3 protein-coding genes and 1 pseudogene are annotated in these 13,753 nt (G+C 64.3%); 1 reads left to right on the top strand and 3 read right to left on the bottom strand.

Annotation, left to right across the window (positions count from 1 at the left end):
• Positions 1-423 (top strand): annotated as a pseudogene (locus tag BGIM_RS0144655) (hypothetical protein); the annotation flags it as partial.
• On the opposite strand, the gene BGIM_RS59455 reads toward BGIM_RS0144655, so the two are convergent.
• The 3 genes from BGIM_RS59455 to BGIM_RS66245 all read right to left on the bottom strand — a co-directional run.
• Positions 384-3,089: a beta strand repeat-containing protein gene (locus BGIM_RS59455; RefSeq protein ID WP_020476078.1), complete on the bottom strand. Its 2,706-nt coding sequence runs from the start codon at positions 3,087-3,089 to the stop codon at positions 384-386. The pseudogene BGIM_RS0144655 and the gene BGIM_RS59455 overlap by 40 nt on opposite strands.
• Positions 3,090-3,238: 149 nt before the next feature.
• Positions 3,239-11,872, bottom strand: a complete 8,634-nt coding sequence (locus BGIM_RS66775) for a beta strand repeat-containing protein (protein ID WP_040892250.1) — start codon at positions 11,870-11,872, stop codon at positions 3,239-3,241.
• A 639-nt stretch (positions 11,873-12,511) separates the two neighbouring features.
• Positions 12,512-13,753, bottom strand: a 1,242-nt coding sequence (locus BGIM_RS66245; RefSeq protein ID WP_193789080.1) for an autotransporter outer membrane beta-barrel domain-containing protein, incomplete at its 5' end; no start/stop codon positions are given.

The following is a 13,753-nucleotide window of genomic DNA, read 5'->3' as shown; positions in this document are numbered from 1 at the left end:
CAAATCACCGAGGTCTTTGATTTGAAGCGGCTGATCGGCTCGACTCCGGAGGCGACGCTGTTGCAAATGTCGCTGTGCCTGGTGGTTTACAATCTGATCCGGATGGTTCATCAATATGCGGCCGTCGCCAACGACAGGCCGCCGGAGAAGGTCTCGGGGGAGATGTTGTTCCGCGACGTGCGGTCCGAACTGACGACCGTGGCGAGGTTGCTCACCCCCGCCCATCTGGAACTCCTGCTGGTCCCTCTCGGGCCGGAGCAACTTCAGGCGTGGTTACTGAAGTTGCTTCAGGGAACGTGGCATCGCAAATGGACCAAGTCCGCCCGCCCCCGGCCCTCCGGTCCCCCGAAGCCAAAAACCAAGAAACTCCGGCAGGAAAAACCTCACGATTCTGTCTTCCGGGTCTTGCGGAGAACTCCTTGAAAGATCTTCACACGACTGGCGCTGACGGGGACGGGGGAGCCGAGGGCGGCGGCAAACGTGCCGTCGCCGTTGCCCAGCAGGACGCTGACGGTGTTGTCGTTGAAGTTGGCGGTGACGAGGTCGGGCTTGCCGTCCCCGTTCACATCACCGACCGACACCGATTGCGGCACTTGGCCGACGGTGAGAGGAGAGCCTTGGGCGTCAGCGAAGGCCCCGCCGCCGAGGGCGTTGCCGGCGGAATCCTTGATGTCGTTGGTGTCGGCGATGTTCAGACCGAGGGTTCCGGCCCCGGAGCCGGAGGCCACGGTGACGGTGTAATGGATATGATCCGTGGTGCTGGGTTCGCCGATCGAGGCGCCGGTGACGCCGGTGGCGGCGAGGGCGAAGTCGGTCTTGTCCACGTTCAAGACGGGTTCGGAGAAGGTCACGTCGAATTTCAACGCCGCCCCGATGGCTTGTGTGGCGGCGCCGTTGAGCGTGATGGTCGCCGTGGGGGCGGTGGTGTCGATCTTCAGAGTCCCGGTCGGATTGGTCACGGCGCCGCTGAGATCGACAACGCCAAGATCGGCGCCGTTGAGGTTGAAGGCGGTCACGGCCAGATCGTCGGTGTTGTCTCCGGGCTTGATGGTGTAGACGAATGTCAACGCCGACGTGCCCGACCCGCCGGAATAGGCGGCCGTGGCCCCGTCGTTGAGGGTGAGCGTCGGCAGGCCGTGCGTTTTGTCCGCCGTCACGGCCGCGTCGAAGTGGACGGTGAGTGTCACGGTCTGGCCCGCCCGAAGATCGCCCGTTCCGGCGGTGATCCCCAAGCCCGAGGCCGTCACCGAGGTGACTGATGCCGACGGCGTCTCCAGCGTGTAGGCCGGCCCGGTCTGGACCGTTGCCCCGTTCAGCAACACGCTCACATTGTTGTTCTCGAATTTGGCGGCGACAATATCCAACCGACCGTCGTCGTTCACGTCGCCAATGGCCACGTAGTATGTCGATCCGTTGACGGGGATGTTCACGGGAGCGAGGAACGAGCCGTCGCCATTTCCCGACAGGACGCTGACACCGGCGTCGCCGTCGGTGACGATGTCTGGGCTGCCGTCCCCGTTCAGGTCCCCGACCGCCACCGATATTGGTTGCATGCCGGCGGGGAAGTTGGCGGCGGTTTGGAACGAGCCGTTGCCGTTCCCCAGCGAAACGCTGACGGTGTTCCTGGCGTAGTTGGCGGTGACGAGGTCGGGCTTGCCGTCCCCGTTCACGTCCACGACCGCCACCGAATGCGGACCGCTGCCGACAGGGAAGTTGGTGGCGGCGCCAAACGAGCCGTCGCCGTTCCCCGGCGACACGCTCACGTTGCTGTCGCCCTGATTGGCGACGACGAGGTCGGGCTTGCCGTCTCCGTTCACGTCCACGACCGCCACCGAAGACGGAAAATCGCCGACGGCGAAGGGGGAGCTTGGGGCGGGGGTGAACGAGCCGTTGCCATTCCCCAGCGACACGCTGACGCTGTTGCTGAATCTGTTGGCAGTGACGAGGTCGGGCTTGCCGTCCCCGTCCACGTCCCCGATCACCACCGATATTGGTTGCGTGCCGACAGGAACGGTGGCGGCGGGGGTGAACGAGCCGTTGCCATTCCCCAGCGACACGCTGACGTTGTTGCTGCCGAAGTTGGCGGTGACGATGTCGGGGTTGCCGTCCCCGTCCACGTCCCCGACCGCCACCGAAGCCGGGGTCGTGCCGACAGGAACGCTGGCGGCGGGGGTGAACGAGCCATCGCCGTTCCCCAGCAGCACGCTGACGGTGCTGTCACTGGTGTTGGCGATGACGAGGTCGGGCTTGCCGTCCCCGTTCACGTCTCCGATCACCACCGAACGCGGACCGCTGCCGACGGCGAGAGGCGAGCCTTGGGCCTCGGAGAAGGTGCCGCCGCCGAGAGCATTGTCAGCGTTGTCGATGATAGTGTTGCCGGCGGCGATGTTCAGGCCGAGGGTTCCGGTCCCGGAGCCGGAGGCCACGGTGACGGTGTAGTGGATATGATCCGTGGTGCTGGCGTCGCCGATCGAGGCGCCAGAAACGCCGGTGGCGGCCAGGGCGAAGTCGGTCTTGTCCACGTTCAAGACGGGTTCGGAGAAGGTCACGTTGAATTGCAACCCGGCCCCGATGGCTTGCGCGGCGGCACTGCTGAGCGTGATGGTCGCCGTGGGGGCGGTGGTGTCGATCTTCAGCGTGCCGGTCGGATTGGTCGCCGCGCCGCTGACGTTGGCTCCGCCGAGGTCCGCTCCGTTGAGGTTGAAGGCGGTCACGGCCAGATCGGGGGTGTTGTCGCCGGGCTTGATGAGGTAGGAGAAGTTCAACGCCGTGGTCCCGGTCCCGCCGGCATAGGCGGCGGTGGCCCCGTCGTTGAGGGTGAGCGTCGGCAGGCCGCTCGTGCCGTCCACGTTCACGGCCGAGTCGAAATTGACGGTGAGCGTCGCCGTCTGGCCCGCCCGCAAGTCCCCCGCCCCGGCAGTGATCCCCAAGCCCGAGGTCGTCACCGAGGTGACTGATGTCGACGGAACGATCCGGTCGTCCAATTCCCGCAGCACGGGCCGGAACAACCGGCGAGAATGGCCCCCGGCAGGTATCCGGCGTTCGGCGAGCCACTTCTTCATCATTTGGACAATCAGATAATCGTTCATTTTATTCGCTTGTTGAGAGTTTTACGCCAATGTCAAAATCAGCCGTTTTCGCCCGGACACAAACCGTTGATCGCCGCAAGATTTTTCATAACAACGAGTTAATTTTCACTCAATCTTTATTTGGCCAAGACCGGCGGCCTCCGCACCACTCAGAAAATCTCCACCTCAAAATCCCCGATTCCTTGGGGAGTCGGATTTTTCTTGTTGAAGACGAAGGCTGGGAGGGGACTGGTCACGCGGGCACTGATGATTCCCGTGTGAGCCAGGATGCCGAACTTCTGGTTGTTGTTGTTCGACTGGACCGACTTCAACGTCACGGCGCCAATGTTGTCGGCCGCCACGACGCTATCGGAGAATGCCGGGGTGGGTGACCCGGCGAGGCCGGTCACGGAGAAGGCGGCAATCTTCAAGCCGGGCAGGAACGTGCCTCCGGCCATCAGGTTTTGAGGATCGGTCGGCGTGTAGCCGAGGAAGAGATCGCTGTCGATGAATGCCTTGGCCGTGAACGTCCCCACGTTTCCATTCACATGGAGATGGGAGCCAGTGACTGTCCCCCCGATGCTGGCCGAAGAGAGCGTGAGTTTGTTTGCCGCCACCCCCGTGCCGGCGAGCGTGAGATTCCCCGCAAAGTCCCCCAGGGTGGTCAGCGTGGCCAGGCTGTTGGCCGAGATCGATCCGGCGAACGACTTGGCCCGGAACGAACCGGCGGCCCCGGTGACGTTCCACCCCGCGCCGCTGGCGATGCCGCCGATGCTGGCGGCGCCGAGGGTGAGCTTGCCTGTCGCCACTCCTGCCCCGGTCAGTGTGACTTCGCTGTCGAAATCGCCCGTCGAGGTCAACGTCCCCAAACTGGCGGCGGTGATCGTTCCGCCGCCGGTGAACGATTTCGCCTTCAATGTGCCGATGGCCCCGCTGACATTCCACGCGACATGACTGGCGACGCCGCCGATGGTCGCGGCGGTCAGGGTCGGCTTGCCGGCGGCCACCCCCGCCCCGGTCAGCGTGACTTCACTGTTGAAGTCGCCCGTTGAGGTCAGCGTCCCCAAACTGGCGGCGGTGATCGTCCCGGTTCCGGAGAACGATTTCGCCTTCAGCGAGGTGACGGCCCCGGCGACATTCACCGTCAGGTTGGTGGCGTTGCCGCCGATGGTGGCCGAAGTCAGGGCGGGCTTGCCGGGCGCGACTCCCGCGCCGCTCAACGTAAGGCTCGTGTGGTCCGAGTCTTTCAGGATGGCCAGCGTTCCCAGACTGGACGCGCTGATGTTTTCAAACGCCGTGGAACCGACTCTTAGCGACGTGATGGCGCCGGTGACGTCAAAGGCGCCGGAGGCCAGCCCGCCGATGGAGGCCGAGATGAGCGTCGGCTTGCCGGCCGCCACCCCGGCGCCGCTCAGGGTGACATTGGCCTTGAAGTCGCCGGTGATCGTCAGGGTTCCGGCGGCCGGGGCCGTGATCGTCCCGGTCCCGGCCGAGGCGGCCGTGAACGCGGTCAGCCGGGAGCCAAGGCTGATGTTGACATCGCCCGCTTTGTGGATCGCGATGCTCGTTGATTGCTCGGCCGCGCCACCGAGGTTAATGTCGCCCGTGATGTCCGATGTCGCGGCCGTCAGCGTCTTCAGCCCTGTTCCCTGAATGCCGCCAACGCCCACATAACCGTCCCCTGTTTTGGCTTTGACCACGGTGATGGTCAGCACGCTCATCGCCGGATCGGTGTCCTGCAACAAGATCCCCCCGAGCGGCCCGTTGCCGGGGCCGTCCCGAAGGACGGCGATCTTGCCGACGTTGGCGGGCGTCAGCCGCACGGTGTACTTGTCGCCGTCGCCATCGGTGAACGTGCCGGTATTTCCCGTCAGGAAGACGGGGCCCGACAGGGTGAAGACCGGCCCGGCCTGGACCGCCGCCCCGTTCAGTAGCACGTCGACGCCATCGTTGCTGGCGGCGAAGATGTCAGGCCGGCCGTCGCCGTTCACGTCCCCGATTGACGCCGAGACCGGATTCATGCCGACGGCGAAGCTGGCGACGGCGCCAAACGAGCCGGTTCCGGTTCCCGGCAACACGCCGACGTTGCCGGAGCCGTGATTGGCGGCGATGAGGTCGGGCTTGCCGTCGCCGTTGACATCGCCAATCGATACCGAAGATGGATGTGAGCCGGTGCCGAAGTTGGCGGCGGCGCCGAACGAGCCGGTTCCGGTTCCCGTCAGAACGCTGACGTTGCCCCCGCCATCATTGGCGGTGACAATGTCTGGCTTGCCGTCACCGTTGATATCGCCAATCGACACCGAGGCCGGTTGCGCGCCGACGGCATCGTTGATGCCGGCGAACGAGCCGGCTTGGGTTCTCGTCAGGACGGTGACGCTATTACTCCCGCTGTTGGCGGTGACGAGGTCGGCCCTCCCGTCGCCATTGACATCTCCAATCGCCACCGATTTCGGACCCGTGCCAACGGCGAAGTTGACGGCAGCGGCGAACGAACCAGTTCCGGTTCCCGACAGAACACTGATGTTGTTGCTGCCGTTGTTGGCGGTGATGATGTCTGGCTTGCGGTCGCCGTTGACATCGCCAATCACCACCGAGACTGGGTTCGTGCCGACGGTGAAACTAGTGGCGGCCTCGAACGTCCCGTCCCCGTTGCCCAACAGGATGCTGACGTTGTTGCCACCAGAGTTGGCGGTGATGAGGTCGGGCTTGCCGTCGCTGTTCACATCACCAATCGCCACCGAGACCGGATTCGTGCCGGTGGCGAAGTTGGTGGCGGCGCCGAATGTTCCGTCTCCGTTGCCCAATAGAACGCTGACGTTGTTGCCGCCGGAGTTAGCGGTGACAAGGTCTGGCTTGCCGTCGCCATTCACATCACCGACCGACACTGACGTTGGACTCGCGCCGGCGACAAGGGGAGAGCCGGCCGAGAACGAGCCGCCGCCGAGGGCATTGCCGCCGAAGTCTTTGATGTCGTTGGTGGCGGCGATGTTCAGGCCGATGGTTCCGGCGCCGGAACCGGAGGCCACATCGACGGTGTAATGGGCATCGTCGATCCGATTCACGTCGGTGATCGACTCGCCGGTCACGCCCGTGGTTGCCAAGGCGAAATCACCCATGTCCACGCCTGAGACTGGTTCGGAGAACGTGACGTTGAATTGCAGGGGGGTTCCGATGGCTTGGACGCCGCCGCCGACCAACTTGATGGCGGCCACGGGGGCGGTGGCATCGATCTTCAGAGTCCCGGCCGGGTTGGCCGCCGCCCCGCTGACATCGGCCAAGTAAATGATAGCCCCATTGAGGTTGAACGCGGTCACGGCCAGATCGCTGGAGTTCTGTCCCGGCGACACGGTGTAAACAAACGTCAACGCAGTGGTTCCAGACCCGCCGGCGTAGGCGGCGGTGGCCCCGTCGTTGAGGGTGAGCGACGGCAGGCCGTTCGTGCTGTTGATGGTCACTGGCTTGCTAAAGTTGACGGTGAGGGTCACCGTCTGGCCCGCCCGCAGGTTCCCCGTCCCGGCGGTGATGCCCGGCCCCGAGGCTGTCACCGAGGTGACAGTGCGCGTTGTCCCGTCCAGTGTGAAGACCGGGCCGGTCTGGGTCACCGGGCCGTTCAACAGGATGCCAATGTTGTTGCCGGTAAAGTTGGCGGCGACGAGATCGGGCCTGCTGTCGCCGTTCACATCCCCAATCGCCACCGATTTCGGACCCGTGCCGACGGCAAAATTGACGGCGGCGCCGAACGCTCCGGTTCCGGTTCCCGGCAGGACGCTGACGTTGCCCCCGCCGGAGTTGGCGGTGACGAGATCGGGCTTGCCGTCCCCGTTCACGTCCCCAATCACCACCAGCTTCGGGCTTGTGCCGACGGGGAAACTGGCGGGGGCGCCGAACGAACCGGTTCCGGTTCCCGTCAAAACGCTGACGGTGCTACCACCGATGTTGGCGGTGACGAGGTCGGGCTTCCCGTCGTCGTTGACATCGCCAATCGCCACCGAGACCGGATTCGTGCCGGCGGCGAAGTTGACGGCGGCGCCAAACGCGCCGGTTCCGGTTCCCAACAGGACACTGACGTTGTTGCTGCCATAATTGGCGGTGACAACGTCGGGCTTGCCATCGCCGTTCACGTCGCCAATCGCCACCGAATACGGACTTGTGCCAACGGCGAAGTTAGTGGCGGCGGCGAACGAACCGGTTCCGGTCCCCAACAGAACGCTGACGTTGTCACTGCCGGAGTTGGCGATGACGAGATCGGGCTTCCCGTCCCCGTTCACATCACCAATCACCACTGACAACGGACCTGTGCCGACGGTAAAGTTGGTGGCGGCGGCGAACGAGCCGGTTCCGGTCCCCAACAGGATGCTGACAGTGCTGCTGCTGGAGTTGGTGGTGACGAGGTCGGGCTTGCCGTCACCGTTCACATCACCGATTGACACCGAATTCGGTCTCGTGCCAACGGGGAAGTTGGCGGCGGCGCTGAACGTCCCGTCCCCGTTGCCCAACAGGACGCTGACGTTGTTGCCACCGGAGTTGGCGGTGACGAGGTCGGGCTTGCCGTCCCCGTTCACATCACCAATCACCACCGAATAAGGTCTCGTGCCGCCGACGACGGAAGAGGCGGCCGAGAACGAGCCGCCGCCGAGGGCATTGCCGCCGAGGTCTTTGATGTTGTTGGTCGCGGCAATGTTCAGGCTAATAGTTCCGGTTCCAGTTCCAGAGCCGGAGGCCACATAGACGGTGTAGTGAGCGGCGTCGATCTGATTCACGCCGGTGATCGACGCGCCGGTCACGCCCGTGACGGCCAGGGCAAAATCGCCCGTGTCCACGCCGGAGACTGGTTCGGAGAACGTGACGTCGAATTGCAGGGGGGTTCCGATGGCTTGGGCCCCGCCGCCGACCAGCGCGATGGCCGCCACGGGGGCGATGGCGTCGACCTTCAGGGTCCCGGCCGGATTGGCCGCCGCTCCGCTGAGGTCGGCGCCGATAGCCCCGTTGAGGACGGCGCCATTGAGGTTGAACTTGGTCACGGCCAGATCGGTCGCGTTATCTCCCGGCGACACGGTGTAAACGAATGTCAAGGCGGAGGCGCCGGAGCCGCCGGAATAGGCGGCGGTGGCCCCGTCGTTGAGAGTGAGCGTCGGCAGGCCGTTTGTGCCGTCCACCGTCACGGGCGTGTCGAAGTGGACGGTGAGCGTCACGGCCTGGCCCGCCCGCAGATTCCCCGTCCCGGCGGTGATGCCCAACCCCGAGGCCGTCACTGAGGTGACCACGGCCGCCGACAACATGGCAAAGGCCGGCCCGGTCTGGATTGCCGGGCCGTTCAACAGGACGCTGACGGCGTTGTAACGGAAGTTGGCGGCGACAAGGTCGGGTCGGCCATCCCCGTTCACGTCCCCGATCGCCACCGAAAACGGTTGGTTGTCGATGGCGATGTTGTCGGCGTTGGCGAACGAACCGGTTCCGGTTCCCAACAGGACGCTGACGGTGCTGTCACCAAAGTTGGCGGTGACGAGGTCGAGCTTGCCGTCGCCGTTCACATCCCCGATCACCACCGATTCCGGTTTTGAACCGACATTGAGGGGAGAACCGGGGGCGTTGGCGAACGAGCCGGTTCCGGTTCCCAACAGGACGCTGACGTTGTTGTCGCCGTAGTTGGAGACGACGAGGTCGGGCTTGCCGTCGCCGTTCACATCACCAATCGCCACCGAATACGGTTTCTCGCCAACGGCGAAGGGAGAACCGGGGGCGGCGGTGAACGAGCCGGTTCCGGTTCCCAACAGGACGCTGACGCTGTTGCCAAAGTAGTCGGCGGTGACGAGATCGGGCTTGCCGTCGCCGTTCACATCACCAATCGCCACCGAATTCGCACGCGGGCCGACGGCAAAGTTGGTGGCGGCGCCGAACGAACCGGTTCCGGTTCCCAACAGGACGCTGACGGTGCTGCTGCCGCCGCTGGCGGTGACGAGGTCGAGCTTGCCGTCGCCGTTCACATCCCCGATCGCCACCGAGAACGGCTTATTGTCGACGGCAAAGTTGGTGGCGGTGCCGAACGAACCGGTTCCGGTTCCCAACAGGACGCTGACAGTGCTGCTGCTTTCGTTGGCGGTGACGAGGTCGGGCTTGCCGTCCCCATTCACATCTCCGATCACCACCGAGAACGGATCATTGTCGACGGCGAAGTTGGCGGCGGCGCCGAACGAGCCGGCGCCGTCCCCCAACAAGACGCTGACGGTGTTGTCATCGAAATTGGCGGTGACGAGGTCGGGCTTGCGGTCCCCATTCACATCCCCGATCGCCACCGAACGCTGATCAGTGCCGATAGAAGCGCCGTCGCCAGAAGTGAAGGCGCCGCCACCGAGGGCGTTGCCGACGAGGTCTTTGATGTCGTTGGTGGCGACGATATTCAGACCGATGGTTCCGGAGGTTCCGGCGCCGGAAGCGGAAGCCACGGAGACGTTGTAGTGGGCGGCGTCGATCCGATTCACGCCGGTGATCGACGCGTGGGTCTCGCCCGTGACAGCCAGGGCGAAATCACTCGTGTCGACGCCCGAGACGTCTTCCGAGAACACGACGTTGAATTGCAGGGCGGCGCCGGCGAATTGGCTCGCGGCCCCGGCCAGCGTGATGGCGGCCACGGGGGGGGCGGCGTCGATCTTTAGAGTCCCGGCCGGGTTGGCCGCCGCCGCGCTGACGTTGGCCCCGGCGAGGCTGGCCCCGTTGAGGTTGAACGCCGTCACGGTCAGATCGTTGGTGTATTGCCCCGGCGCCACGGTATAAACAAACGTCAACGCGGTGGTTCCGGACCCGCCGGCATAGGAGGCGATGGCCCCGTCGTTGAGGGTGAGCGTGGGCAGGCCGTTCGTGCCGTCGACCCTCACCGCCTCGCTAAAGTTGACGGTAATGGTCACCGTCTGGCTCGCCCGCAGGGTGCCCGTTCCGGCGGCGATGCCCGGCCCCGAGGCCGTCACCGAGGCGACCACGGCCGTTGACAACATGCTGAAGACCGGCCCGGTCTGAGGCCCGCCGTTCAACAGAACGCTGACGTTGTTGCCGCCGCTGTTGGCGGTGACGAGGTCTGGCTTGCCGTCGCCGTTCACATCAGCGACCGCCACCGATTTCGGAATCGAGCCGACATTGAGGAGAGAACCGGGGGCGGTGGCAAACGAGCCGGTTCCGGTTCCCGACAGGACGCTGACGGTGTTGCTCTTGTCGTTGGCGGTGATGATGTCGGGGAGGCCGTCGCCGTTCACATCACCGATCACCACTGAATACGGTTGCGTGCCGATGAGCAAGGGAGAGGCGGGGGCGAACGTGCCGTCGCCATTCCCCGGCAGAACGCTGACAAAGTAGCCGCCGAAACCGACAGCGACGAGGTCGGGCTTGCCGTCCCCGTTCACATCACCGGCCGCCACCGAATATGGATCCGAGTGAACGTCGAAATTGGCGGTGGCGGCGAACGAACCGCTCCCGTTCCCCAACAACGCCCTGACGCTGCCGCTGTCGAAACAAGCGACGACGAGGTCGGGCTTGTTGTCGCCGTTCACGTCATCAATCACCACCGAGGTTGGTCTGGAGCCGACATCGACGTTGCCGGCGGCGGCGAACGAACCAGCCCCGTTCCCTGCCAGGATGCTAACATTGCCCGAATCATAGTTGGCGGTGATGATGTCGGGCTTGCCGTCACCGTTCACATCCCCGACCGCCACCGATCTCGGACTTTGGCCGACGGCATAGTTGGCGGCGGCGGCGAACGAGCCGGCTCCGGTCCCCAACAGAACGCTGACGTTGCCCGAATCATAGTTGGCAGTGATGATGTCGGGCCTGCCGTCCCCGTTCACATCCCCGACCGCCACCGATTTCGGAGCCGAGCCGACGGTAAAGTTGGTGGCGGCGCCGAACGAGCCGGTTCCGGTTCCCAACAGGACGCTGACGGCGCTGCTGCCTTCGTTGGCGGTGATGAGGTCGGGCTTGCCGTCCCCGTTCACATCGCTGATCGCCACCGAATACGGTTTTGAACCGACATTGAAATTGGCGGCGGGAGCGAACACGCCGTCGCCGAAGGCGTTGCCGGCGAGGTCTTTGATATTGTTGGTCGCGACGATGTTCAAACCAATGGTTCCGGTTCCGGAACCGGAGGCCACGTCAACGGTGTAGTGGGCGGCGTCGATCTGGTTCACGCGGGTGATCGACGCGCCGGTGACGCCCGTGGTCGCCAAGGCGAAGTCGGTTGCGTCCACACCCGAGACCGCCTCGAGAAAATCGACCTTGAATTGCAGGGCGGTTCCGTGGATTTGGCCCGCGGCACCAACCAGCGTGATAGCCGCCGTGGGCAGGGCGGTGTCGATTTTCAGAGTCCCGGCCGGGTTGGTCGCCGCCCCGCTGACATCGGCCCCGCCGAGACTGTCGCCGTTGAGGTTGAACGCGGTCACGGCCAGGTCATTGGTGTTCTGCCCCGGCGCCACGACATAGGTGAAGTTCAACGCGGCGGTCCCGGAGCCGCCGACATAGGCGGCGGCACCACCGTCGTTGAGGGTGAGCGTGGGCGAATTGCCCGTGTTGTTGAGCGTCACCGCCGAGTTGAAATTGACGGTGAGGGTCACGGTCTGGCCCCCCCGCAAGATTCCCGTCCCGGCGGTGATGCCCGATCCGGAGGCCGTCACCGAAGTGACCGCCGACGGGGCAATCCGGTCGTCCAACTCCCGCAGCATCAACCGGGCCGCCGACGGTTGCCGATGGGGTTTGCCGCCGGCGGATGGCCCGCGCCCGGCGACCCATTTTTTCATCCGTCGGACAATCGAATCATCGTTCATGTCAGTCTTCCCGGCCGTCCGATCAAAATGGGCCGATATTTCCGGCAAGGCCAAATGCGCCAACTTGCAAAGACGCATTGACGTTTTTCCAAACATTCGTTGATGTCTGCCGGCATGGCCGCCTCTTCGTCACCACCGGCAAAATCCGCGCGTTTCGGTTGACTCAGGGTTGAAAACGCCCGCACAAAATCCAATGCGACGTTTGGGAAGAACCCCCCTCAAAATTTGCGACTTTGTCTTTCCAATGTGGTTGGGCTGCCGAGTTGTCGAGTGAATCACACGCGGGAATGGGCATTCGATGGAGATCAAGTCCCCGGTCATTGTGGGCCGAGTTCAAACGGCAGTCTCAATGCGAGTCCTCGCGGCGTCATCGAAGTTTGGAAGTTGTGCCGGCATTTGACGGCGGACGGATACGTAAAAGTCCGCTTCCGCCGGTCAGTCCGTCGAAGGCAGACTCATCACGGCTGAGTGATTGTTCGTCGTGATTACTTCTTGTCCCAGGTCTGGCCGACCTGCGGACACAAGCGGGCCTGCATCTCCAAAAGCATGCCGACGATGTGCCGCGGGCTCGCGACACGTCGCACTAAACTCGGGCGCTCTCATCCGACGGATTCAGGATTCGGGAGCCTTCGCCTGTGTTCAAACAAGATTCACGCAGAAGTCGCCGGTTCCCTGCGGCGTCGGCTGGTTCTTGTCGTAGGCGAAACGGGGCGAGGTGACGCGCACACTGCCAATGCCTGTTTTGGCGACGATGCCGAACTGCACGCCGCCGTTATCGGTGGCGACCGATTTCAGGGACACGGCGCCCACCGTCTTGGCCGCCACAATGCTGTTGGCAAAGGCCTCGCCGGTCGAGCCCTTGACGCCGGTCACCGTGAACGTCGTGAGTTTGAAATTTCCCGAGAAAGTCCCGCCGAACATCGGGTTATCCGGGTCGGCCGGGGTGTAGGTCAGGGAGAGAGAGCTGTTGATGAACGCCCCGACGGTGATCGATCCGACATTGCCGGCCACATCCCAATCCTCGCCCTTGACAGTCCCGCCGATTCTCACCGTGGCCAGCGCCGGCTTGTCCGCCGCCACCCCTTGACCGCTTAGCGTGATGCCCGCATTAAAGTCCCTCGCGACCGTTAGCGTTCCCAGGCTGTAAGCCGAGATCGACCCGGAATCGAATTGACCGGCCGTGATCGAGCCGATGGCCCCGGACACATTCCAATCGCCGCCTTGGACGGCCCCGCCGATTCTCGCCGAGGTCAGCGTCGGCTTGCCCGCCGCCACCCCCTGGCCGCTCAACGTGACGGCGGCCCCGAAATTCTTGGTGATCGCCAGCGTGCCCAGAATGTCGGCCGTGATCGACCCGGAATCGAACCCGCCGGCCGTGATCGAACCGATGGCGCCGGTGACATTCCACGCCGATCCGATGAGGTTTCCGCCAATTCTCGCCGAGGTCAGTGTCGGCTTGCCCGCCGCCACTCCCTGGCCGCTTAGCGTGACATTCGCGGAGAAGTCCCCTTTGATCGCCAGCGTTCCCACACTGGCCGCCACAATCGACCCGCCACCGAATTGGGCGGCCGTCAGGGCGGCGATACCGCCGTCGATGCTGATGTTGGCGTTATCGTTGATGTTGTTAAGGGTGATGCTCGTTGATTGAGCGGGCGTCCCGCCGAGCATGATTCCCCCGCCGGTCAAATCGCTCTTGGCGGCCGAGAGAGTCTTCAGTCCCGAGCCTTCAATGGCGCCGATGCCCACCAGCCCGTCGCCCCCCTTGGCACGGACGACGGTGATCGTCAGGACGCTCTTGGTCGCGTCCGTGTCTTGCAGATAGATCCCCTTGATCGGCCCCTTGCCGGTTCCGTTGGGATCGTCTTGAATCACGGCGATCTT

The sequence above is a fragment of the Zavarzinella formosa DSM 19928 genome, assembly GCF_000255705.1.
GTDB classification, from domain to species: Bacteria; Planctomycetota; Planctomycetia; order Gemmatales; family Gemmataceae; genus Zavarzinella; species Zavarzinella formosa.
Note: the sequence above shows the minus strand (reverse complement) of the source record. Positions and strands in the feature narration are given on the sequence as shown.

Bases quoted from the DNA above. Each gene is read 5' to 3' on its own strand.
- BGIM_RS59455 (WP_020476078.1), bottom strand. From the start codon at position 3,089: ATGAACGATTATCTGATTGTCCAAATGATGAAGAAGTGGCTCGCCGAA.
- BGIM_RS66775 (WP_040892250.1), bottom strand. From the start codon at position 11,872: ATGAACGATGATTCGATTGTCCGACGGATGAAAAAATGGGTCGCCGGG.